Origin of the sequence: Klebsiella sp. R390, from assembly GCF_051131745.1 — a bacterium.
GTDB lineage: Bacteria > Pseudomonadota > Gammaproteobacteria > Enterobacterales > Enterobacteriaceae > Klebsiella.
The window spans coordinates 464,684-486,033 of record NZ_CP180445.1; the positions used below are offsets into that span (position 1 = coordinate 464,684).

The 21,350-nt window shown below is 51.0% G+C and carries 22 protein-coding genes; 14 read left to right on the forward strand and 8 right to left on the reverse strand.

Annotated features, from left to right (window positions below; all coding sequences use genetic code 11):
- Positions 1 to 289: 289 nt before the first annotated feature.
- The 4 genes from yeaG to ACMYSP_RS02150 all read left to right on the forward strand — a co-directional run bounded on the left by yeaG (position 290) and on the right by ACMYSP_RS02150 (position 6,089).
- Entirely contained in the window at positions 290 to 2,224 is a 1,935-nt protein-coding gene (gene yeaG / locus ACMYSP_RS02135; RefSeq protein WP_123753978.1) for a protein kinase YeaG, read from the forward strand.
- A 166-nt stretch (positions 2,225 to 2,390) separates the two neighbouring features.
- On the forward strand, positions 2,391 to 3,674 hold the full coding sequence (locus tag ACMYSP_RS02140) for a YeaH/YhbH family protein (RefSeq protein ID WP_434585319.1): 1,284 nt from the start codon (positions 2,391 to 2,393) through the stop codon (positions 3,672 to 3,674).
- Positions 3,675 to 4,285: 611 nt separating this feature from the next.
- Positions 4,286 to 4,762: a DNA-binding transcriptional repressor RacR gene (racR, locus tag ACMYSP_RS02145; RefSeq protein ID WP_434585320.1), complete on the forward strand. Its 477-nt coding sequence runs from the start codon at positions 4,286 to 4,288 to the stop codon at positions 4,760 to 4,762.
- 166 nt (positions 4,763 to 4,928) lie between these two features.
- The gene (locus ACMYSP_RS02150; RefSeq protein WP_434585321.1) at positions 4,929 to 6,089 is read left to right on the forward strand and encodes a type I restriction endonuclease; all 1,161 of its coding nucleotides are present in this window, start codon (positions 4,929 to 4,931) and stop codon (positions 6,087 to 6,089) included.
- Between the two features lie 369 nt (positions 6,090 to 6,458).
- Here ACMYSP_RS02150 and ACMYSP_RS02155 read toward each other — a convergent pair whose 3' ends face one another.
- Complete coding sequence (locus ACMYSP_RS02155; protein WP_434585322.1) at positions 6,459 to 7,160, reverse strand: oligogalacturonate-specific porin KdgM family protein; 702 nt, start codon at positions 7,158 to 7,160, stop codon at positions 6,459 to 6,461.
- A 748-nt stretch (positions 7,161 to 7,908) separates the two neighbouring features.
- Between ACMYSP_RS02155 and ACMYSP_RS02160 the strand changes: the two genes are divergently transcribed.
- The gene (locus ACMYSP_RS02160) at positions 7,909 to 8,448 is read left to right on the forward strand and encodes a helix-turn-helix transcriptional regulator (protein WP_434585323.1); all 540 of its coding nucleotides are present in this window, start codon (positions 7,909 to 7,911) and stop codon (positions 8,446 to 8,448) included.
- A gap of 73 nt (positions 8,449 to 8,521) precedes the next feature.
- On the opposite strand, the gene ACMYSP_RS02165 is transcribed toward ACMYSP_RS02160, so the two are convergent.
- The gene (locus ACMYSP_RS02165; RefSeq protein ID WP_434586996.1) at positions 8,522 to 9,688 is read right to left on the reverse strand and encodes a glycosyltransferase family 9 protein; all 1,167 of its coding nucleotides are present in this window, start codon (positions 9,686 to 9,688) and stop codon (positions 8,522 to 8,524) included.
- 275 nt (positions 9,689 to 9,963) lie between these two features.
- Here ACMYSP_RS02165 and ACMYSP_RS02170 point away from each other — a divergent pair, with 275 nt between their 5' ends.
- Entirely contained in the window at positions 9,964 to 10,464 is a 501-nt protein-coding gene (locus tag ACMYSP_RS02170) for a YbaK/prolyl-tRNA synthetase associated domain-containing protein (protein WP_434585324.1), read from the forward strand.
- A gap of 136 nt (positions 10,465 to 10,600) precedes the next feature.
- Positions 10,601 to 11,047: a DUF441 domain-containing protein gene (locus tag ACMYSP_RS02175; protein WP_123753972.1), complete on the forward strand. Its 447-nt coding sequence runs from the start codon at positions 10,601 to 10,603 to the stop codon at positions 11,045 to 11,047.
- Here ACMYSP_RS02175 and ACMYSP_RS02180 read toward each other — a convergent pair.
- Positions 11,031 to 11,825: an AraC family transcriptional regulator gene (locus ACMYSP_RS02180; protein WP_434585326.1), complete on the reverse strand. Its 795-nt coding sequence runs from the start codon at positions 11,823 to 11,825 to the stop codon at positions 11,031 to 11,033. The two genes, ACMYSP_RS02175 and ACMYSP_RS02180, sit on opposite strands and share 17 nt — an antisense overlap.
- A gap of 97 nt (positions 11,826 to 11,922) precedes the next feature.
- Here ACMYSP_RS02180 and ACMYSP_RS02185 point away from each other — a divergent pair, with 97 nt between their 5' ends.
- Positions 11,923 to 13,110 (forward strand): CynX/NimT family MFS transporter, encoded by a 1,188-nt coding sequence (locus ACMYSP_RS02185; protein ID WP_434585327.1) that lies wholly within the window; start codon positions 11,923 to 11,925, stop codon positions 13,108 to 13,110.
- A gap of 61 nt (positions 13,111 to 13,171) precedes the next feature.
- Here ACMYSP_RS02185 and ACMYSP_RS02190 read toward each other — a convergent pair whose 3' ends face one another.
- Positions 13,172 to 13,864: a CTP synthase C-terminal region-related (seleno)protein gene (locus ACMYSP_RS02190; RefSeq protein ID WP_434585329.1), complete on the reverse strand. Its 693-nt coding sequence runs from the start codon at positions 13,862 to 13,864 to the stop codon at positions 13,172 to 13,174.
- Between the two features lie 184 nt (positions 13,865 to 14,048).
- On the opposite strand from ACMYSP_RS02190, the gene ACMYSP_RS02195 reads away from it, so the two are divergent.
- Positions 14,049 to 14,558 carry a DUF523 domain-containing protein gene (locus ACMYSP_RS02195; protein WP_434585330.1) on the forward strand — a complete coding sequence of 170 codons (510 nt, stop codon included), beginning with the start codon at positions 14,049 to 14,051 and terminating at the stop codon, positions 14,556 to 14,558.
- Entirely contained in the window at positions 14,545 to 14,892 is a 348-nt protein-coding gene (locus tag ACMYSP_RS02200; RefSeq protein ID WP_434585331.1) for a DUF488 domain-containing protein, read from the forward strand. Before ACMYSP_RS02195 ends, ACMYSP_RS02200 begins: the two co-directional genes overlap by 14 nt.
- 10 nt (positions 14,893 to 14,902) lie before the next feature.
- Here ACMYSP_RS02200 and ACMYSP_RS02205 read toward each other — a convergent pair whose 3' ends face one another.
- Positions 14,903 to 15,145, reverse strand: a complete 243-nt coding sequence (locus ACMYSP_RS02205) for a putative hemolysin (protein WP_434585333.1) — start codon at positions 15,143 to 15,145, stop codon at positions 14,903 to 14,905.
- 524 nt (positions 15,146 to 15,669) lie between these two features.
- Between ACMYSP_RS02205 and ACMYSP_RS02210 the strand changes: the two genes are divergently transcribed.
- The 4 genes from ACMYSP_RS02210 to ACMYSP_RS02225 all read left to right on the forward strand — a co-directional run bounded on the left by ACMYSP_RS02210 (position 15,670) and on the right by ACMYSP_RS02225 (position 19,139).
- Positions 15,670 to 17,244, forward strand: a complete 1,575-nt coding sequence (locus ACMYSP_RS02210; protein WP_434586997.1) for an arylsulfatase — start codon at positions 15,670 to 15,672, stop codon at positions 17,242 to 17,244.
- A 337-nt stretch (positions 17,245 to 17,581) separates the two neighbouring features.
- On the forward strand, positions 17,582 to 18,595 hold the full coding sequence (locus ACMYSP_RS02215) for a sensor domain-containing diguanylate cyclase (RefSeq protein WP_434585335.1): 1,014 nt from the start codon (positions 17,582 to 17,584) through the stop codon (positions 18,593 to 18,595).
- 114 nt (positions 18,596 to 18,709) lie between these two features.
- Positions 18,710 to 18,811 (forward strand): YoaK family small membrane protein, encoded by a 102-nt coding sequence (locus ACMYSP_RS02220; protein ID WP_123755447.1) that lies wholly within the window; start codon positions 18,710 to 18,712, stop codon positions 18,809 to 18,811.
- Between the two features lie 205 nt (positions 18,812 to 19,016).
- Complete coding sequence (locus ACMYSP_RS02225) at positions 19,017 to 19,139, forward strand: hypothetical protein (protein WP_227540094.1); 123 nt, start codon at positions 19,017 to 19,019, stop codon at positions 19,137 to 19,139.
- Between the two features lie 79 nt (positions 19,140 to 19,218).
- Here ACMYSP_RS02225 and ACMYSP_RS02230 read toward each other — a convergent pair whose 3' ends face one another.
- The 3 genes from ACMYSP_RS02230 to lpxP all read right to left on the reverse strand — a co-directional run bounded on the left by ACMYSP_RS02230 (position 19,219) and on the right by lpxP (position 21,253).
- Positions 19,219 to 19,482: a DUF2534 family protein gene (locus tag ACMYSP_RS02230; protein WP_434585336.1), complete on the reverse strand. Its 264-nt coding sequence runs from the start codon at positions 19,480 to 19,482 to the stop codon at positions 19,219 to 19,221.
- A 126-nt stretch (positions 19,483 to 19,608) separates the two neighbouring features.
- Complete coding sequence (gene leuE / locus ACMYSP_RS02235; protein ID WP_434585337.1) at positions 19,609 to 20,247, reverse strand: leucine efflux protein LeuE; 639 nt, start codon at positions 20,245 to 20,247, stop codon at positions 19,609 to 19,611.
- Positions 20,248 to 20,338: 91 nt separating this feature from the next.
- Positions 20,339 to 21,253 (reverse strand): kdo(2)-lipid IV(A) palmitoleoyltransferase, encoded by a 915-nt coding sequence (lpxP, locus tag ACMYSP_RS02240; RefSeq protein ID WP_434585338.1) that lies wholly within the window; start codon positions 21,251 to 21,253, stop codon positions 20,339 to 20,341.
- Between the last annotated feature and the right edge of the window lie 97 nt (positions 21,254 to 21,350).

Below are 21,350 nucleotides of genomic sequence, written 5' to 3' on the forward strand. Positions count from 1 at the left end.
CACCACGGTGACAGCACCTGGCAATAGATGCGAAATCGCCGTGCTTTTCCGGATGAGTTATTGATATGTCATTGAAATTGTATTTTGGCTGCATGCAAGTTTTCTAAATGCATCTACGCTTTAATTTAGAAGACGTCTTTCTGCCGCACGCGATCTTTATCCCCCCAACAACCTGGCATAAGGGTTGCTGGAGAATCAGTGAACGTCGTGCAGTTTACCTCTTCCGGGAGCTCCCACTATTCATATGAACGGCTCTCAACTTGTGCTAAAAACGAAAGGACGGCATGCCATGAATATATTCGATCACTATCGCCAGCGTTATGAAGCTGCCAAGGACGAAGAGTTCACACTGCAGGAATTTCTGACCATCTGCCGGCAAGATCGCAGTGCTTATGCCAACGCGGCAGAACGGCTACTGATGGCTATTGGTGAACCAGTTATGGTCGATACGGCCCTGGAGCCACGGCTGTCCCGTCTCTTTTCAAACCGGGTAGTCGCACGCTATCCGGCATTTGAAGAGTTTTACGGTATGGAAGATGCTATTGAGCAGATCGTTTCTTACCTGAAACATGCCGCGCAAGGCCTGGAAGAGAAGAAACAGATCCTGTATCTGCTGGGGCCGGTCGGGGGGGGTAAATCATCGCTGGCCGAACGGCTGAAGTCCTTGATGCAGCGTGTACCGATTTACGTCCTCAGCGCTAACGGTGAACGTAGCCCGGTCAATGACCATCCACTTTGCCTGTTTAACCCGCAGGAAGATGCGCAGATTCTGGATAAAGAGTATGGCGTACCGACCCGCTACCTCGGCACCATTATGTCGCCGTGGGCGGCAAAACGTCTGCATGAGTTCGGCGGCGACATCACCAAATTCCGCGTCATCAAAGTCTGGCCCTCCATCCTTGAGCAGATTGCCATCGCCAAAACTGAACCCGGTGATGAAAACAACCAGGATATCTCGGCACTGGTCGGTAAAGTGGACATTCGTAAACTGGAGCACTACGCCCAGAACGATCCGGACGCCTATGGCTACTCCGGCGCCCTGTGCCGTGCCAACCAGGGGATTATGGAGTTCGTCGAGATGTTTAAAGCGCCAATTAAGGTGCTGCATCCGCTGCTGACGGCGACCCAGGAAGGTAACTATAACGGTACCGAAGGTATTTCCGCCCTGCCGTTCAACGGCATTATTCTCGCCCACTCGAACGAATCGGAATGGGTGACCTTCCGTAATAATAAAAACAATGAGGCCTTCCTCGACCGTGTGTATATCGTCAAGGTGCCTTATTGCCTGCGCATTTCCGAAGAGATGCGTATTTACGAAAAACTGCTCAATAACAGTGAGCTGACCCATGCGCCTTGCGCGCCCGGCACCCTGGAGACGCTGTCCCGCTTCTCTATTCTCTCGCGCCTGAAAGAACCGGAAAACTCGAGCATTTACTCCAAAATGCGCGTTTATGACGGTGAGAGTCTGAAAGACACCGACCCGAAAGCGAAATCCTACCAGGAGTATCGCGATTACGCCGGCGTTGATGAAGGTATGAATGGTCTGTCCACCCGCTTCGCCTTCAAAATATTGTCACGCGTGTTTAACTTTGACCACGCAGAAGTCGCCGCCAACCCGGTGCATCTGTTCTATGTGCTGGAGCAGCAGATTGAGCGTGAGCAGTTCCCGCAGGAGCAAGCGGAACGCTATCTGGAGTTCCTCAAAGGCTATCTGATCCCGAAATACGCCGAGTTTATCGGTAAAGAGATCCAGACCGCCTACCTGGAGTCCTACTCCGAATACGGGCAGAACATTTTCGACCGTTATGTCACCTATGCGGACTTCTGGATCCAGGATCAGGAGTATCGTGACCCGGATACCGGTCAGCTGTTCGACCGTGAGTCCCTGAATGGGGAGCTGGAAAAAATTGAGAAGCCTGCCGGGATCAGCAACCCGAAAGACTTCCGTAACGAGATCGTCAACTTCGTGCTGCGTGCAAGGGCCAACAACAATGGCCGCAATCCAAACTGGACCAGCTACGAAAAACTGCGCACGGTTATCGAGAAGAAAATGTTCTCGAATACCGAAGAGCTGTTGCCGGTCATTTCGTTCAACGCCAAAACCTCAACCGACGAGCAGAAAAAACACGACGATTTTGTCGACCGTATGATGGAGAAAGGCTATACCCGCAAGCAGGTCCGTCTGCTGTGCGAATGGTATCTGCGTGTACGTAAATCGTCCTGACGGAGCAGCCCGGCAGTGAGGTCACTGCCGGGTATATAACAACTGCGTATGCCCGAATCAGTCGGCGATGGGCGTGGGAACAGCCCAGGGACAGCGGCCTGCAAAGCAGACCGCCATGGCTTGAGTGATGAACGGCAGAGTTGGCAATTGCGGTACAGGAGGGCATATGACCTGGTTCATAGACCGGCGCCTGAACGGGAAAAATAAAAGTGCGGTGAACCGCCAGCGCTTTTTGCGCCGTTATAAGGCGCAGATAAAACAGTCGATCTCCGAGGCAATTAACAAGCGCTCGGTCACCGATATTGACAGCGGAGAGTCCGTCTCCATCCCAACGGACGATATCAACGAACCGATGTTTCATCAGGGTCGCGGGGGGTTGCGCAGCCGCGTGCATCCCGGCAACGATCACTTCGTTCAGAACGACCGTATCGAACGTCCTCAGGGCGGCGGGGGCGGCGGCGGAAGCGGTCAGGGGCAAGCCAGCGCCGATGGTGAAGGCCAGGACGGGTTTGTTTTTCAGATCTCCAAAGACGAGTACCTTGACCTGCTATTTGAGGACCTCGCCCTGCCGAATCTGAAAAAAAACCAGCAACGCCAGCTGACCGAGTTTAAAACCCACCGCGCCGGCTTTACCGCTAACGGGGTGCCGGCCAACATTAGCGTCGTCCGCTCGCTGCAGAATTCGCTGGCGCGGCGTACCGCCATGACCGCCGGCAAACGCCGCGAGCTACGGGCTCTGGAAGAAGATCTCGACACCATCAGCAAAAGTGAGCCGGCGCAACTGCTGGAGGAAGACCGTTTACGCCAGGAGATCGCCGAGCTGCGGGCCAAAATCGACCGGGTACCGTTTATCGATACCTTTGATTTGCGCTATAAGAACTACGAAAAACGGCCTGAACCTTCCAGCCAGGCGGTGATGTTCTGCCTGATGGACGTGTCGGGTTCCATGGATCAGGTGACTAAGGATATGGCCAAACGTTTTTACATCCTGCTGTATCTGTTCCTCAGCCGGACTTATAAAAACGTCGAAGTGGTCTATATTCGCCACCATACCCAGGCCAAAGAGGTCGACGAGCATGAATTCTTCTATTCACAGGAGACCGGCGGCACGATCGTCTCAAGCGCCCTGAAGCTGATGGATGAGGTAGTGAAAGCGCGCTATGACCCATCACAGTGGAATATCTATGCGGCACAGGCGTCCGATGGCGATAACTGGGCCGATGACTCACCGCTGTGTCATGAACTGCTGGCGAAAAACATCCTGCCGGTGGTGCGTTACTACAGCTACATCGAGATAACCCGCCGCGCGCACCAGACGCTGTGGCGTGAATACGAGCATCTGCAGGAGAAGTTCGATAACTTCGCTATGCAGCATATCCGCGATCAGGAAGATATCTACCCGGTCTTCCGTGAACTGTTCCACAAGCAGGGTACCACCACAACCGATTAACTCATTTAAATCAGTCAGTTACTTACAGTATCTGACTGATTTTCTTTTGTTTCCTATATTATATTTATTTCATTACTTTCAATGTGTTGCATTTCATTTTGGGGAAAGTGAGTAGACATCATCTTGCTAAATACCGGCCATAACGTGAGGGAACAGAGGTACTAATCCTCTCCTGGCTACCAAAAAATCACATCATATGCCATAGTATTTGCTATTTTTACCCCTTTAAAATTCTGTTGATAGTTACAGGTTTGAAGCTCAGCCATTAACCTTCTCGATTCCCATACCCTTTCATTAGGCACAGTCGATATCGGGCCTCAGTTCTTTACATGTAACGGTCCCTGTGGTGATTTTTTTATCTCGGGATATCGTTCAGGTGGAGTTTGCCTTGTGCCAGTGATCCATTACTCAACAGTAAGTGACGAAACGTCTAGATTCTGGGATATTGCAACTTGCCCCAAAAAAACCAACAAGCATCTCAGATCGCTTCAAGGCTTTTTTTGTTCCATGAATAGAGTTTCTATGGTTTCGACTCACATACGCATTAGGCTACACCTATCAAAAATAAAATAGGAATTGCCTAAGCTAATTGTTAAGAGGATTATTAGGCAATGCTTAGCGGTAAAGTATTGGGCCGAGCCATTGAGCAGGCCATAAACAAGAAGCTTTCAACAGGCTCTGCCAAAAGTAAGGCGGAAATTGCACGCCATTTTAAAATCAAGCCCCCGTCAATCCACGACTGGATCAACAAGGGTTCTATATCAAAGGATAAATTACCTGAACTTTGGAATTACTTTTCCGATGTAGTCGGTCCTGAGCATTGGGGGTTACACGGATACCCGGACTCTAGTGGACACAATCCAACGGACGAAGGAGTTATCAATGACGGATCTTTTTCTTACCTCTACAACCAAGCTTCTGATGAAAAAAAAGCTATAGTTGACTTCATCCTTCTAAAAAAAGGAAATGACTTCCCAGATTGGGCAGATAGCGATGCCAGAGCATACGTTGACTCACTTGAAATGAAAGTAAGGAGATGGTCAGAACATACAAATGACTTAAATAAACAGACTAAATCCAGAGCTTAGACTTATATGATCAAATGAAAAAATGTTGTATGTTCCGTCTATGCGGGCCTAAGCTCCAAATCATTCACATATCTTAATCCCTGTGGGGAGACGGGTTACATTAACCTATCTCGGATTCAGATTTTCTTTGATGTAACAGCAGGTTTTATCTTTGCATGGAGATTACATGGAAAACTTCAAAGCGCGTCTTAAAAATCATATAGAGCACGTTAAAAACGTTAGAGAGCACTGTACTACTGAAGAAACAACAAAACAGGCTTTGATACTTCCCTTTTTGGACATATTAGGCTTTAACGCCTATGACCCACAAAAGGTTAAGGCAGAATATGGTGCAGACTTTCCTGGCGTAAAATCTGGAGAACGAGTGGATTATGCGTTGTTCTGCCAAGGGGTACCCGTCATGTTTATTGAAGCCAAAGGCTGTAAAGAGAAAATCGATAACCATTGCCCGCAACTATCAAGATATTTTAATTCTACACCAGAAGTTACAATCTCAGCTATCACCAATGGCATTGAATGGCGTTTTTTCACAGATCTTAATGAAAAAAACATAATGGATTCAACGCCATTTCTGCGTATCATGATGGATGATATAAAAGACTCTGACGCAGAACAGCTATTCAGATTTCGACACGATAAATTCAAACCAGAAGCACTAAGAACCCTGGCAGAAGAAAGTGTATATATATCTGCTTTTGTAAAAGTTGTAAGTGCTAGCCTTCGTGAAGTTGATCATGAATTCGTCCGGTATGTTGCAGGACGTGCTAATATCGGCCGCCAGTTAAATCAAAGATTTATTGAAACCATCACACCTCTAGTCAGGCAAGCAGTTGAGAGATCAGTAAGTGAAATGGTTGTCTCTGGGCTATCATCGAGAACATCTTCCGCTAACGTTGAAGCCTCCGACAATGATAGTAGCACTGAGAACACTGTAGTTGATGAACGTGCAGATATTGTTGATGCAGAAAACCCGAACATAGTAACAACCTACAATGAGCGGATTTTACTTGAAAAAATCACTTCAATAACTGGCCCTGCATACGAGCTGCAAGCAAAAGATACAGAGTCATATTACTCTATACTTTTTCAAGGTAAGACTAATCGCTGGTTGGTTCGTTACTACGACAAGAAGAGTCGTTCATCAATTCAATTGCCTATTGATATAAATGAGATAACGGGCAATGAAATTAAAAGAGCTGGTCTTGAATATGATAACAATAGGATCTTCATAGAAAACCCTGAGGATGTGTTAAGGATTTCGGGTTTAATTCTTGATTCTTTACAGTATGTCCAAAACGATGAGAATTTCAGAAAGAGACGCCCATAATTGATTTCATCGGATATACTCCTGTCAACATATCCCGCTTCGGCGGGATTTTTATGCTCATTTTCCCCTTCACTTGCCTAAGATGTGATGCCATTGGAGTGACTCTCAGCTAAGTAATATCAATATTAAGGCAATGAATACCTGCTCATAACACCATTAACTATCCAATTTTTAATGTTATAACACCACATCTGATATATTTTACGTATCGTTTGGCGGACGAGTTTTAGAGATAAATCAGTCAGCGACGCGACGTTTCTGGCTGATTTTTTGCCTTCCCCTTCCCCCGGCAACATTCACCTTTGATGAACGCCCCATGGCCTGCACCGGCAGACCATGGGATTTAACGCCTTGATGCGGCATTGCGCATCAGAAGTTGTATTTCACACCGACGCGATAACGCGTTTGTCGCTCATCCGTCACTTTACTGCCCGAGATATTGCCGATAGCCATATACGGCGACCAGTTCTTATCGATTTTGTAGGTCAGTTTGAAATCATGGGTCCATTCATAGCTTTCATTGTCTGACAGAATCACCCCAGCAGAGTTGGCTTTTTTATAGTCAAACTCATAGTCCAGCTGATAGTCATTGAAGAACTTCCACGACAGAACGCTGGTCAGGTTATAGCCGTTCTCTGAAGTGTCCTTTTTGGAGCCGATATTGGTAGAGTTACGCTTGAAGTACGGGCGATAGCGCAGCGTGGCGCTGACATCCTTACTCAGGTTGACCTTGCCACGCAGATAAGGACGATAGTTGTTTGAGGTTGAGCTACTATCCAGCGAAAAACCCGGTTCAACCTGAAAGGTGTCATTGATTTTATAGACATAGCTGGCGATCGCTTCTGTCCCGTTACTGACGGTCTCATGCCAGGCCTTATCTTTCTTCTGTGATCCCTTCCATTTGCCTTCCAGCGACAGGCCAAAACCATTGGCGAAGCGATGAGACATTAGCAATCTGTCTTTATGGTTATTACCGCCGCTGTCGTTAATTTCGTGACGATAATCGAAAGTCACCGCCTGAGCTGAAATGCTTAAAAGTGAAGCTGTAAGTAATAAAATTGGACGTAACATATAACCCTCTATTTTTATATTCCAAAGGTAAGGAAATTCCCTGCGCATTACCCCCCAAAGAATTCAAGTTGCTGGTAGACGACAAGGCCGCCAATCCCCAATCAACTTGAAGAAAGAAAGGTATAGCCGGGGAATAAATAAAATCATTTTAATAATGGGTGTGTGGTGCCGGGTGCCTCCCGGTGAATTGGGTGCTGAAACACCAATCCGTCCATAAAAATAGAAACATCATCAGAGGATACTCTCATGTCAGCATGACCCCTCCGCATAGGGGGATTCACCACACATAATTCCGTCACATGCATTAAAAACAACAACTAATGATTAAATGATTTTATGGATTACACTTTCACATAAATTGAAATATCGTTTTGAGATCGAGATCCAATTATTTATCGACAAATTAAAATTTATTAAAATACATTTATTAAAGAAATTCCTAAAAAATCACCCCAGTAAATACAACAAGTTATATAAAATCACCGGCAACTGAGCATTTAATTGTCTGAAAAAACCAGGCCATAAACCCAAAGTAAATTAAAAATCGACCTGGAGAAAAGATAAGATGTGAGCAATAAAATACCGTAAGCTTGCCGGGTAATTTTGCGACTGACAGCGGCTGCAGGCTAAACAAAAGACAAACCAATTTACTGACATGGTTGATTTATTGGGACCGCGACACAACACTCAGAGAAACATCTGCGATGCACGCAGAAAATAACCGCATCACGACCGCTGGAGTCTCACGATGACTATCTATGGAAAGGACAGTTTTTACCTCTATGGGATAGAGAAAATTCTGAAAGAGTTACATCCTGAAGGGAATACAAAAAATAATAGTGAACAACCATATGTGTATGTCACCGCCGGCATGGAGGTGCATGAAATATACTCTTTGTTATTGACCAGGCCGCCGGTGCACCACTCTGTATTTATAACATCTGAGCGTTATTTGGATACGATAAACCAACTTTTTCCGGGATTAATAAAATTATATCTGCCGGAGCGGCTGGGCGTCGAAGCATTACGGCAGGCACTGTGGGTTATACGCTTGTTAGGGCAACAAAACAAAATGGCGGACTATCTGCCCCGCCCCTTCAAATTTACCACCGCGGAGCAACAGATCATGAGGCTGCTCGTACGCGGGCACTCGTTGGGAGACATAGCCCGGATTCGGGGCGTCAGCCCGACCACGGTCAGCGTCCAACGCAATGGCCTGATGAAACGCACGGGTACGAAAAGCCTGCAGGAGCTCTGCTCACTCTATAGCGCGCTGAACCCCCATTAACAAAAACGGCCCACGGTGCAATACCGCGAGCCGTTGACGACGGAGCACAAGCCGTTAGTGAAGTCGCCGGGCGTCAGGCCGTTTCGACACAGGCGCTTTCTGGTAGCACCCCGGTCTTCATCTCCGCCATCACCAGGCCAGCGATGTCGGCGTGCTGATGCACCTTGCCGCACTGCAGAATGATCTGTCGTGCATTGTCGTAGCCCGGCGCCCACAGTCGGTTATTCAACAGCACGTCTTTATAGATGGCAATCAGTGGTTTCTTCCACGCTGCCGCCATATGCACAACTGAGGTATCAGGCGAGATAATCAGGTCGGCACCGGCAATGAGTGCCATCGCATGATGCAGAGTCTTAAACGGGTTGATGCTAACCCCTTCCGGTAACGGGAGGCGGATTTCATTCCGGTGATCGAGCAAAATAATGTGCACGTCAGAGTAGGCTTCGCGCAGCCTGTCGATGATGGTCGACAGTTGCTCCTGCGACAAACTGCGGTCCGCATGGCCTGCAAAAATATTAATAACGATCTTTCTCCCGGCCAACCCGCCGAGATAGGCACGGACTTGTTGATCAATATCCGCTGGAATATGCAGGTCATATCCCTCAAGGTGGCTGGCATCAAGATGCAGATAGTCGGCAATAAAGGTAAAGGTTTTGCTGACGTGCCAGCGTTCACAATCAAATGCAAAAGATTTGGTGTAATGGTTAATCGATGCCCATTTATTAAAGCCCAACACCGATTTTGCTTTTATTTGTCGCAGTAACAACATGCGGTGTATGGGCATATCGAAAAGCGAAGGGTCAATAACAATATCGTACTTATTATTCGCCAGCTCATTAATAACAGACTTAGGAACGTTATGGGTAAATTTACGCAGAAAATCGCTTGAGGAAACATTCTCTGCTTCATAGATCCGGCGGATGCCTGGATGATTTTTCATGACCAGGCTGTTCGATTTGGTCAGCAGAAAATCGACGATATAACCCGACTCATGCAGGCATTTCACCAGCGCCGAGTCAACGACGACATCGCCTATCGCACCTTCATTGCGCATCAGCAGCACCGTTTTTGCCGAGGATAACGCGGTGTCACTGCGCTTGTTGTTGTCCCATAATGTTTTCGCAATATAAACACGCATAACATTGCGGATTTTCTTAGTAAAGTAATTACGGCGCCTGTTCAACTCCCTTATTTTTTTGAATTTTCGGGGGGATACGCGCACCGCGGTGTTTGCTTTCATCATAACCTCGTAACCACAATCAATAACATTCCTGCTGGTTTTGTTAAGGACTAAATAAAATAAGAAAAGTTCGATTGCGTAATATAAATCTTTACACCAGGAACATTCCAGCACTTTCCTTTGGAGACAAAATGAGTAAATTATGGATTAATTACGGATAATACCGTAGGTCATTAACGCCGACCTGCACAGACTGGCAATTCATCGTCACCAACGGTTTTCATCTCTTAAGAAGAAGCTTATGCTGACAGTTTTGCCATGGTGGAAGTCATAAGATGAACGATCCGCAAAAACAGGATACCCATCGTCAGTTGCTCGAACTGCTTGATAACAATCAGGCGCACTATCGCGTGGTAGAACATGAGGCCGTCGGCAAGTGCGAAGCCGTTTCAGACATTCGCGGCACCGCGCTGGGCCAGGGCGCAAAAGCGCTGGTCTGCAAAGTCAAAGGCAACGGCGTGAATCAACATGTGCTGGCGATCCTCGCCGCCGACCAGCAGGCCGACCTGTCGCGTCTGGCACAGCATCTTGGCGCACGCAAAGCCTCACTGGCCAGCCCGGCCGAAGTCGATACCCTTACCGCCTGTGTTTTTGGCGCCATTCCACCTTTCAGCTTTCATCCTGCGTTACGGCTGATCGCCGACCCGCTGCTGTTCGACCGCTACGCTGAAATCGCCTTTAATGCCGGCCTGCTCGAGAAGTCGATCATCCTCAACACCGCCGACTATTTGCGCATTGCCCGTCCGGAGTTACTGGCGTTTCGTCGCGAGGACTGACGTTTGCCTCTGGCGTGCCGCTGGTGATTATTATGCAGATGCATGAATACGCCGCCGGAAAGCAAAAAAAGCCTGTTTACTCACGCTATTACGCGTAAAGTAGACAGGCTTATTCTGTTGGCAAGGATCCCTTTTTATGTTCGATACCACCCTGTTTATTCTTCTGGGGCTGGCAGCGTTGGGTTTTGTTAGCCATAACACCACCGTCGCCATTTCTATCCTCGTGTTAATTATTGTCCGCGTCACGCCGCTCAACGTCTTTTTCCCGTGGATTGAAAAACAGGGTCTGACGATCGGCATTATCATTTTGACCATCGGGGTGATGGCACCGATTGCCAGCGGCACCCTGCCACCGTCTACGCTCCTTCACTCTTTCGTAAACTGGAAGTCGCTGCTTGCCATTGCCGTCGGGGTATTTGTTTCATGGCTCGGCGGGCGCGGCGTTGCGTTGATGGGCTCACAGCCGCAGCTGGTGGCCGGTCTGCTGGTCGGTACGGTGCTGGGGGTGGCGCTGTTCCGCGGCGTACCGGTTGGCCCGCTGATTGCCGCCGGGATTATCTCGCTGTTTATCGGGAAGTCGTAGTCAGACTCGCCAGGTAGCGTCCTGGCGTCTGCCCCAGCCCCTTTTTGAACATGGTAATAAAGGCGGTGGTCGAGTCGTAGCCCAGGGTTTGCGCCGTCTGCTGCACCGTCTGGCCGCGAATTAACATTTGCAGAGCCAGAATCAGCTGTAGCTGATGCCGCCAGCGGCGAAAGCTCAGCCCGGTCTCACGCACCACCAGCCGTGCCAGATTGCGTTCGCTCATGGCAAACTCTGCGGCCCACTGCCCCAGTGTCTGCCAGCGGGCCGGATCAACCGCCATCACCTCTGCCATTTGCCGGATCCGGGGGTGGGCAGAAACCGGTAGCTGAAGATGCTCCTGTGGCTGTTGCGGTAACTCATCAAACAACACCTGTACCAGCCGCTGCGTCGTCGGATGGGTTAATTCCGCCCCACTCCGACCGGCAAGCGCCAGAATCAACTCGCGGACCAGCGGCGAGATTTTTAGCGTACAGCAATGCTGCGGCATCGCTGCCGCCTCGGGCTCAATAAACAGAAAGCTGATTTGCGCCCCGGGCGTCGCGCGATTGCTGTGGGGCATCTGCCCGGGAACCCATACCGCATACTGCGGCGGCACCATCAGCATGGCGTTTTCCACCTCACAGGTGAGCGCGCCGTGCAGCGCAAGAATCAGCTGGCCTTTACGGTGCTGATGCAACGGAATGAACTGTTCGTCTTCCACTACCTGAATGCGAAATGCGAGGGCCGCCTCGTGACCGCTGTCGGGGTCGTAGCCGTCAAGACCGAGTCCAATCATCATTTTGTCCGATATTAGCGATAATCTGTCATTTTAGCTTGATTTAAACAGAGGACAAACGCGTTATGGTAAGCGCCCTGTTTATTCGTCAGAGAACGCCATGAGTTCTGTTTTGTCTTCTGCCACCGGCCGCCGCAATCTGCTGCTGATTACCGGTATTTTATTGATTGCCGCCACACTGCGGGTCACCTTTACCGGCACTGCTCCGCTGCTGGATGCCATTCGCGCTGAATATGCGCTGACAACCGCGCAAACCGGGATGCTCACCACGCTCCCGCTGCTGGCCTTTGGCCTGATCTCACCGCTGGCGGCGGGTGTCGCCCGACGCTTCGGCATTGAGCGTAGCCTGCTGGTCGCGTTGATCCTGATTTGCCTCGGTATCGGCCTGCGTTCGCTACCTTCAACCTTCCTGCTGTTTGGCGGGACGGCAATCATCGGCTGCGGCATTGCCCTCGGCAACGTGCTGCTGCCGGGCTTAATCAAGCGTGATTTCTCCGGGCATGTTGCCCGAATGACCGGCGCCTATTCACTTACCATGGGCGGCGCGGCGGCGCTGGGATCGGCGATGGTGGTTCCGCTGGCCATGGCCGGCTATGGCTGGCGCGGTGCGCTCCTGATGTTGATGGTATTCCCGCTGCTGGCATTACTGTTCTGGCTACCGCAATCGCGTAAGCCTACGGTCTCACCATTGACCGGCTCTGGCGCGATACATCATCGCGGGATCTGGCGCTCCGCCCTGGCGTGGCAGGTGACGCTTTTCCTCGGTATCAACTCGCTGGTGTATTACGTGATTATTGGCTGGCTGCCCGCCATCTTGCAGAGCCTCGGCTACAGCGAGGCACAGGCAGGCTCCCTGCATGGCTTGCTGCAACTGGCCACCGCCGTACCAGGCCTGGCGATTCCGCTGATTCTCCATCGGCTGAAGGACCAGCGCGGAATTGCAATTCTGGTGGCTTTACTGTGCGCCATCAGCGCCGGCGGTCTGTGGTTCTGGCCCGGACAGGCGATATTGTGGACGCTGATCTTTGGCTTTGGTTCGGGTGCTACGATGATCCTCGGACTGACTTTTATTGGCCTGCGCGCCAGTTCCGCGCATCAGGCGGCGGCGCTGTCGGGTATGGCGCAAGCGGTCGGCTATCTGCTGGCAGCCTGCGGACCACCGTTGATGGGGAGAATACATGACGCCAATGGCAACTGGCAGATCCCGCTGCTCGCCGTGGCGCTGATTTCGCTGGTGATGGCGGTGTTTGGCGCCCTCGCCGGCCGTAACCGGGAGATCGCCGGATAACCTGCCACTGCACCGCTACGCCGCCAGCACGCTGGCGGCATCTTCACACCCGATGGCGGTGTTAATGGCTCGCCGCATATAATAACGCCTGCACCAGCGGCGACGGTCGGCCTTCCAGGGCATGACGTTCATGCTGGAACAAGGTCGCCACGAAGAACGGGTGGGTGACCAGCTCTACTGCCCGGATTTCTCCTTCGTCATCCCAGCCGGTAACCCGCAGATCGCCCTGCTCGAGTTCAGCCGCAAAGCTCTCAGAAATGCCATAGTTGCAGTGGTAGCCCTCTTCGATATTATCGCGGCCATAGGCGCGCGCAATCAGGGTGTTGGCGCGCAATTCAATCGTGTCCGATTTTTCCACCAGCGAGCAGCTTAATGGCGCAATGACCATCCGCCCTTCGGTGTCGGTTTCCGCATGCGCCGCGTCCTGCCAGCCCAGGACATTGCGGGCATATTCGATAATCGCGTGCTGAAAACCACCGCAGGTTCCGAGAAACGGCACGCTGTTTTCACGCGCATAGCGAATGGCGGTAAACGCCCCTTCGGCATGTTGGTACGGGCTGGCGGGCACCACCCAAATCGCATCGTAGTCGGCGAGCGCATCGGCATCATGGATATCGCGAGTTGCCAGCCAGTCATAGCGTACCGGCAGTTCCAGTACGGCGGCGGCATCATCGATAGCAAGGGGAATCGCTTTATGGGCAATCACGTCAGGATTGTAGTCGCCAACCAGGGCAATACGCAGGGGGGAGTTCATAGCAGGTTCCTTATGTCATAGCGGTTTTCGGGTAACACAAGGAAGCTCAGGTTAGCGATCTCCGGTGCAGAACACAATCCCTATTTTTGCGGGGAGATCCTGCCGTTTTTGCGGCGCTTTCCTGCGGGTAATTTTCACCTGAAGGCGCTATGGTATAGCACAGAGCAACACCGACGGACGGAATATGAAAAGCAAGATTCTGGTCAGCGCCTGCCTGATGGGGTTTCAGGTGCGTTATAACGGCAGTGAAAAGGCCCAGCTTGCCGGGATGCTGGCGCGCTGGCAGCGCGATAACCGGCTGGTGATCCACTGCCCTGAGCTGGCCGCTGGTCTGCCAGTTCCGCGGCTTCCCGCAGAAATTGTCAGCGCCCAGGGAGCCGAGGTGATGCGAGGCCGTGCGCAGATTGTTGAAAGCAACGGCCAGGACGTCACGGCGCATTATCAGCTTGCCGCCTGGCTGGCTTTGCGGGCCGCCCAGGAATCCGGTTGCGACGCCGCGCTGTTAACCGACGGTAGCCCAACCTGCGGCAGCCAGTTTATCTATGATGGTACCTTTAGCGGACAGCAAAAAGCGGGCTCAGGCGTGGCCGCAGCCCTGCTGCGCGAGCACGGTATTACGGTTTTTTCCGACAGGCAGGTTCCGCAACTCCTCGCCTGGATGACAGCAAGAGAGCACAGCAATGATCCACTGTAAACGGGTATACGATCCGGCAGACCCCAGCGATGGTTATCGTGTGCTGGTGGACCGACTCTGGCCACGCGGGATCAAAAAAGAGGCCCTGCTGCACGATGAGTGGTGTAAAACGCTAACCCCGTCCGCGGCGTTGCGTAAAGCGCTGCACGGCGGGGCTATCGACTTTACCCATTTCAGTCAGCAATATCGCGAAGAACTCGACGCCCAGCGTGACGAGGGACTGCGCCTTGCCACGCTGGCTCGCCAGCAGCCGCTAACCTTGCTGTATGGCGCCAAAGATACCCGGCAAAACCATGCGCTGGTGCTGGCCCAGTGGCTGGAGACGCTGGTCTGAAAGCGGTTTATCAGGACCTGGTGGGATGATCGCGACGCCAGAGCGTCCATTCGTCGATCGTTTCACCGCTAGGCAGTTTACAGTCTGAACGCACGCCCTGTGGGGTTTGCACCGGGATCAGCGCCCCCCCTTTCTGCGTACAGTAAACGGCTGCCGGGTTGGCCATACCAATCTGTTGCGGCGGTGGCGGCGCATCCTGTTGCTGAGCACAGCCGGCCAGGATCAGCGGCAGCATAATCGTCATCCACTTCATGTCTGTTCCTTCTTTGCACAGAGCGCGTATTCGCCCTGATTCTTCATGGTTTCTCCATTTTACCTACACTTTTGCCCGGTAGAGTAGCCCTTGTTCTCGAACTGACCAGAGAACAGATCATTCCATAATCAATGAGTTTTTCCCCGTCGCCCCCGACGGGGCTTTTTTTTGCCTTTTATATGCCTCAACTGCGTACCTCACCAGGCTCCATAGAAAGTACCTTATCGAAATGCGCCCCCTGCCAGAGTCCTTTAATGGAGTCCTTTAACGGACTCCTCACAGACATGCACTGATTCCCCGCTTTACCATTCATCGGCTTTTTTCAGAGCAAAATGTTGTGTCCGGTGCTTGTTGAAGATGTTGGCGCCGTGATTTCTGGCTGTCGTTTCTCATCAAATAACATGATCAAACAGATAATCGCCATACCTTCAAAGACGATGATATTTGATGCGATGCTTTCTGCAGCCCACTCAACACCGTTTGTTCTAGAATTATTTAACCCCACTTTACTCAATGGTAAATCTATGCTGAAGAACAGAGCTTTTTGCATGACATTACTTGCCAATGCAATGGCTATTGCGTGTGGCACAGTGCATGCAGCAGACAACGCAGCGACGACTCCCGCAAATCAAGACGGTGGCAAACCCAACATTGTTGTCATTTTCGGTGATGATGTCGGTTACTCCAACATCAGCGCCTACAACCAAGGTGTGATGGGATATAAGACCCCAAACATTGACAGTATTGCGAATGACGGTGCGAAATTTACCTCCTACTATGCTGAACAGAGTTCAACTGCAGGACGCTCTGCCTTTATCACCGGACAAATGCCTTTCCGTACTGGCCTGAGTAAAGTCGGCATGCCGGGTGCACCACAAGGTATTCAGAAGTCTGACCCGACCCTCGCCAATATTCTGAAGCAATTGGGTTATGCCACCGGTCAGTTCGGTAAGAACCACCTCGGCGACCGCGATGAGTTTTTGCCAACGGCACACGGGTTTGATGAATTTCTCGGTAATCTCTATCACCTGAATGCAGAGGAAGAACCAGAGCATCCGGATTATCCAAAAGACCCAGAATTCCGTAAAGAATTTGGCCCGCGTGGCGTCATTAAAAGCACCGCTGATGGCAAAATTGAAGACACCGGCCCATTAACGTCAAAACGTATGGAAACCGTTGATGAAGAATTCCTGGCAGCAAATAATGACTTTATGGAACGTCAGGTTAAAGCCGGAAAACCATTTTTTACCTGGTTTAACACCACCCGCATGCATTTCAAAACCCACCTGAAACCTGACAGCGTCGGCGTGACTGGTTTAGGAACGTATGCGGACGGCATGGTCGAACACGACAAAATGGTCGGGGAAGTACTTAAGAAAATCAAAGATCTGGGCATTGAAAATAACACCATCGTTATCTATACCACTGACAATGGCCCAAGCCTGGCACTGTGGCCAGATTCAGGTATGACGCCGTATCGTGGTGAAAAAGCTACCGGTTGGGAAGGCGGTTTCCGTGTTCCAGCGATGGTCAAATGGCCGGGCCATATCAAACCGGGCACCACCATCAACGATATGTTTGCCAGTTACGACTGGTTCCCAACACTGGTGGCTGCTGCAGGTGATAACAATGTCAAAGAGGAACTGCTGAAAGGTTATAAAACGACAGCGATGACTTATAAAGTCCACCTGGATGGCTATAACCAGCTCAACTTCCTTGAAGGCCAGGGCAAAGACCAGCGTAATGAGTTCTTCTACTGGAGCGACGATGGCGATCTTCTCGCAATGCGCTTTGGCCGGTGGAAAGCCCATTTCATGATCCAGGAACATACCGGCATGGACGTATGGCAATATCCGTTCACCAAACTTCGCGTACCGAAGATTTTCGACCTGGAAGTGGATCCGTATGAGCGCGGTGATGTGGGCGCGGGCTACAGTATGTGGCTACATGACCACGCCTTCCTGCTCGGCGGTGCGCAAAAATATGCTAAGGATATGCTCAGCAGCTTTAAAGATTTCCCACCGCGTCAGGAGCCGGGTTCATTTACCGTCTCCGATGTTCGCGCGTTGTTGAACAAGAAGAATGGGCCGAGCGAGTAAATAGCGCCCCACGATGAGTTATCGGGACAAACGCTAATCATGAAAAAGGCACTGAGATTCAGTGCCTTTCTTTTTGTCCATTGGCGATACCGAATAGGCCCTGGGTGATTGGGACGCCTTAAGTGACGCCCTTCTGGCACAACGCTGCAGTTACAGGCTCAGTGTGTCTGAGGAGCGCTGAAAGTGAATGCTCCACGTTGCGCGGGAGATATACAGATCACAGGTATTCCCAGTATTAATGTGTTAAATTTGACGTATCTATGTTTACTTTTCGTGAGTAGCTGTCCCCAGCCGGATCTGCTGGTTGTCTCCACTCGCGATCGGGAGCCGTACATTCATGTCAGATTTTATTCTTGCTCGTGTTTCGCAAACACTCGCCAACGAACATTCACTGGAATTATTAGTTCGGCAGCTGCTTGAGATGCTGGAGCTGGTGACCAGAATGGAGTCGACTTATCTGACTCGTATTGATTTTGAAGCACAGCGTCAGCTGATTCTGTATGCGCATAACAGCAGCGTCATGCAGATCCCGGAAGGGTTTTCCGTGCCGTGGAATGATTCATTGTGCAAGCGGGCCATCGACGATAACTGCCAGTTCAGCAATGATGTCAACCATCGCTGGCGTTCATGTATTGCCGCTCAGGATCTGGGGATCATGACCTTTTTCAGCATCCCCGTGCGCCTTGCCGACGGCTCGCTGTACGGCACGCTGTGCGCCACCAGCCGTGATAAACAGCCCTACAACCTCGAGGGCGAGCAGGTCATGGGCCTGTTTGCGAATTTAATCTCTCACTATATTGAAAAAGAGACGCTGGTTGACCAACTGCGTGAGGCCAACGTCGCGTTAGAGATGCACTCTTATACCGATGAACTCACGGGCCTGGCAAACCGTCGCGCGCTATTTAAACACCTGACGTCGATATTTCCCCGCGCGCGTGAGCTGCAGCGCAATATCCTGATGGTCTTTATCGACCTTGACGATTTTAAAGCGATAAACGATCGCTTCGGCCACCAGTGCGGCGACAGTTTCTTGATTCAGATTGGCGAACGCTTAACGGCTCACCTTGAGCCTGGCGATCTGGTGGGGCGGCTGGGCGGTGATGAATTTTTAGTGGTTGGCGCCGAGCGGGATGCCGCACAGCAGCAGGCCTTTGTCGCCACGCTGCGCCAGGCCATAAGCGGGGTGTATCATCTCGCCGGCCGCCGGATTAACTATCCAGGGGCGAGCTTTGGCGTCATTGACGTCAATCCTCAGCACCAGGATGTCGAAAGCGCTTTACGTGCCGCTGATGATGCTATGTATCAGGATAAAAAATCCCGACGCAAAGCAACCTTCCTGCATCTTGATTAAAACTGCCGGGTAATATCCGGTATGATAGCGAGGCTTATGCCCGTCATACTTCAAGCTGCATATGTAATGGATTCTTTTATCGCGGGCACCATGTTTCGCCCCAGGGGTAACACAATGAGATTGGGTATTCTTTTCCCGGTGGCCATCTTTATCGTCGCCGTTATTTTTCTCGGTTGGTTTTTTGTCGGCGGTTACGCGTCGCCGGGAGGCGCGTGATGAAAAAAAGCACCATTATTATGCTTATCGTCGCCATTATTGCGCTGGCCGGCGTACAGTTCGGCTGGTGGTAAGCGCAATGTTGACCATGCCAAAATTGCAGAGTTGTCTTATCCACTCAATAACTTAACGCTATACACTCACTTCATCAGCCGATTCCGCAGGCCCTTTGCCCGCGGACGGTGGACCAGTGGAGAAGTGAGAAATGAAAAAACCGATCGTGTTAACGTTGCTGCTTACGCTATGCACGCTGTTATCGGGTTGTATCGTGCATGATGGCTATCATCACGGGCGCCACCACCATCATTATGACGGCCGCGGGTGGTAATTGAGGGATTAGGCGAGCGAAGGATCACGCTGGGCGAACGTCGGTTCGCCCCGTTTTATAGCAGTTGACGATCAGTCCATCAGTCCTGACGGTCAGAACCTAAAAAGAAGAACCCAAGCGGAATAGAAAACAGCAGCGTGAACACGGTGCTGTAAACGGTCACCATCGCTCCTTGCAGGAAGAACATCGACACTGTCCATTCCGAATACGGCATATTGTATTCGCTGACCACGCCGCCGAACGTCGCGCGTCCTACCACGGTAAGCGCGATGGCAAACACAATCCCTACCGACAAGAAAAATTTCTTGCTGTTTTTATTGCTGATGAGTTTTTGCAGAATCATCCGGGTTCCCTTTTCACTGACCGATAATCGGCTGTATATGTAACACCAATGCAATAAAAATTGAAGGGATTTTGTTACATCGCAGTGATTAACACTGCCTGGCCGGAATGATTACCGGCCAGCGGATCAGGATTGCAGGGTTGCCAGTCGCGCGGCAAAACCGACGAAAACAAGGCCAATCAGGCTGTTACCGATTTTTGCCAGCTTGGTTTTCGTTTTCACATAGCGCGTCACGAATGAACCGGAGAGGATCAGGAAGCTCATATACATAAAGCTAATGACCTCCAGCGTCAGCGCCAGAATAAAGAATGCCAGTCCCGGCGTTTTCGCGCTCACGTCAATAAACTGCACGAAAAACGAGACATAAAAGAGGATGGCTTTCGGATTGGTCAGGCTCAATGTCAGCGAGCGTTTCAGGATCGCACTCCTCGGCTCGGCGCTGGTGTTGGCATGTCCGTCCCGCTGGGTCAGCACGGCGTACAGCATTTTACCACCAAGCCATAGCAGGTAAATCGCGCCCAGATAACGAACGATGTTAAATAACACCGGCGTGGTCTTAATGAGCGTCGCGACACCGGCAAAAGCCAGCATCATCAGCACCGCATCACCGATGAACACCCCAGCTGCCGCCAGGTAACCTTTTTTAACGCCGTGAGCAATACCGGTTTTCAGGACAAAAAAGGTATTAGGGCCGGGAACCAGGATGATAAAAATAGCCCCGACCAGGTAGGTCAAATAATTCAGTACACCAAACTCAGCGAACACGCTGCACTCCTTCGCTTTCAACAAAAAACATGATCGCGCTCACGTTAACGCAACTGCTGCGATTTTGAAAGCGCTTACGGTGCTTGTTGAATTAGTAGAGCGAGCCTTCACCCAGCGGACGTGTTTTGAAACGGCGGTGCACCCACAGATACTGCTCCGGTGCGCGCAGAATCTCTTTTTCGATGACTTTATTGATATAGCTGGCGGCATCCTGCTTATCTTCACCAGGATAATCGTTCAGCACATCACTGATATATAAGGTGTAACCTTTTCTGTCGGCTTTGCGCACCATGCTGATGCTCAGCATCTTCGCCCCTGACAGACGAGAAAGGACATAGGTACCGTTAGTGGTAGCCGCCTGAGGGACAGAGAAGAACGGGGCAAACACGCTGCCTTTCGGGCCGTAGTCTTGATCAGGGGCAAACCACACCGCTTCACCGGCTTTCAGCGCATGCACCAGGCCAGATAAATTACGACGATCGATCATCGCTTTATTCGAACGCAGTCGTCCGCGCGTCTGTACCCACTCCATCAGCGGACTGTTGTGCGGACGATAGGTCGCCATCATAGGCCGACACAGGCCCATAGTACGACCGCCAAGTTCCAGCGACATAAAATGCACGCCAACCACCATCACGCCCTGCCCGGCACTCAGCGCCTTGCTAAGATTCTCGAAACCTTCAACGTCAAACCATTTTTTAACCCGCTCGTCGCTCCAGAACCAGGCCATGCCGGTTTCGATAAGTCCCATACCCAACGACATGAAGTTCTGTTCAATCATTTTTTCCCGCGCTTCGGCGGACATGTCCGGGAAGCACAGTTCCAGGTTACGCCGGGCAATATGCTCCCGACGCTTGAGAAAACGGCGTGAGGCCTTACCCGCGCTGGTACCAATAGTATGAAGAAGTGGATAGGGTAATTGCACGATTAACCAGAGTATGGCGAGGCCAAACCAGGTCCCCCAGTTGCGAGGGTGCAGTAGACTTTTATTAAAAGCGCAAGGCATGATTTTTCCTGTAAACGTCTATAAATGGGGTAACGCTTAAGGAAAAAACGAAGTCCCTTCATCAGTCGTTAGGCGGTACGTATAGCAACTTTGACAA

Excerpts from the sequence above, each read along its gene's own strand:
- ACMYSP_RS02225 (WP_227540094.1), top strand. The coding sequence starts at position 19,017 with ATGAAAAAACCGATCGTGTTAACGTTGCTGCTTACGCTATGCACGCTG.
- ACMYSP_RS02205 (WP_434585333.1), bottom strand. The coding sequence starts at position 15,145 with ATGAAGTGGATGACGATTATGCTGCCGCTGATCCTGGCCGGCTGTGCT.
- ACMYSP_RS02155 (WP_434585322.1), bottom strand. The coding sequence starts at position 7,160 with ATGTTACGTCCAATTTTATTACTTACAGCTTCACTTTTAAGCATTTCA.
- ACMYSP_RS02220 (WP_123755447.1), top strand. The coding sequence starts at position 18,710 with ATGAGATTGGGTATTCTTTTCCCGGTGGCCATCTTTATCGTCGCCGTT.
- ACMYSP_RS02195 (WP_434585330.1), top strand. The coding sequence starts at position 14,049 with ATGAAAAGCAAGATTCTGGTCAGCGCCTGCCTGATGGGGTTTCAGGTG.
- ACMYSP_RS02165 (WP_434586996.1), bottom strand. The coding sequence starts at position 9,688 with ATGAAAGCAAACACCGCGGTGCGCGTATCCCCCCGAAAATTCAAAAAA.
- ACMYSP_RS02230 (WP_434585336.1), bottom strand. The coding sequence starts at position 19,482 with ATGATTCTGCAAAAACTCATCAGCAATAAAAACAGCAAGAAATTTTTC.
- ACMYSP_RS02190 (WP_434585329.1), bottom strand. The coding sequence starts at position 13,864 with ATGAACTCCCCCCTGCGTATTGCCCTGGTTGGCGACTACAATCCTGAC.
- ACMYSP_RS02140 (WP_434585319.1), top strand. The coding sequence starts at position 2,391 with ATGACCTGGTTCATAGACCGGCGCCTGAACGGGAAAAATAAAAGTGCG.
- ACMYSP_RS02185 (WP_434585327.1), top strand. The coding sequence starts at position 11,923 with ATGAGTTCTGTTTTGTCTTCTGCCACCGGCCGCCGCAATCTGCTGCTG.
- racR (WP_434585320.1), top strand. The coding sequence starts at position 4,286 with ATGCTTAGCGGTAAAGTATTGGGCCGAGCCATTGAGCAGGCCATAAAC.
- ACMYSP_RS02215 (WP_434585335.1), top strand. The coding sequence starts at position 17,582 with ATGTCAGATTTTATTCTTGCTCGTGTTTCGCAAACACTCGCCAACGAA.
- lpxP (WP_434585338.1), bottom strand. The coding sequence starts at position 21,253 with ATGCCTTGCGCTTTTAATAAAAGTCTACTGCACCCTCGCAACTGGGGG.
- ACMYSP_RS02180 (WP_434585326.1), bottom strand. The coding sequence starts at position 11,825 with ATGATGATTGGACTCGGTCTTGACGGCTACGACCCCGACAGCGGTCAC.
- ACMYSP_RS02170 (WP_434585324.1), top strand. The coding sequence starts at position 9,964 with ATGAACGATCCGCAAAAACAGGATACCCATCGTCAGTTGCTCGAACTG.
- ACMYSP_RS02150 (WP_434585321.1), top strand. The coding sequence starts at position 4,929 with ATGGAAAACTTCAAAGCGCGTCTTAAAAATCATATAGAGCACGTTAAA.
- yeaG (WP_123753978.1), top strand. The coding sequence starts at position 290 with ATGAATATATTCGATCACTATCGCCAGCGTTATGAAGCTGCCAAGGAC.
- ACMYSP_RS02200 (WP_434585331.1), top strand. The coding sequence starts at position 14,545 with ATGATCCACTGTAAACGGGTATACGATCCGGCAGACCCCAGCGATGGT.
- ACMYSP_RS02160 (WP_434585323.1), top strand. The coding sequence starts at position 7,909 with ATGACTATCTATGGAAAGGACAGTTTTTACCTCTATGGGATAGAGAAA.
- ACMYSP_RS02210 (WP_434586997.1), top strand. The coding sequence starts at position 15,670 with ATGCTGAAGAACAGAGCTTTTTGCATGACATTACTTGCCAATGCAATG.
- ACMYSP_RS02175 (WP_123753972.1), top strand. The coding sequence starts at position 10,601 with ATGTTCGATACCACCCTGTTTATTCTTCTGGGGCTGGCAGCGTTGGGT.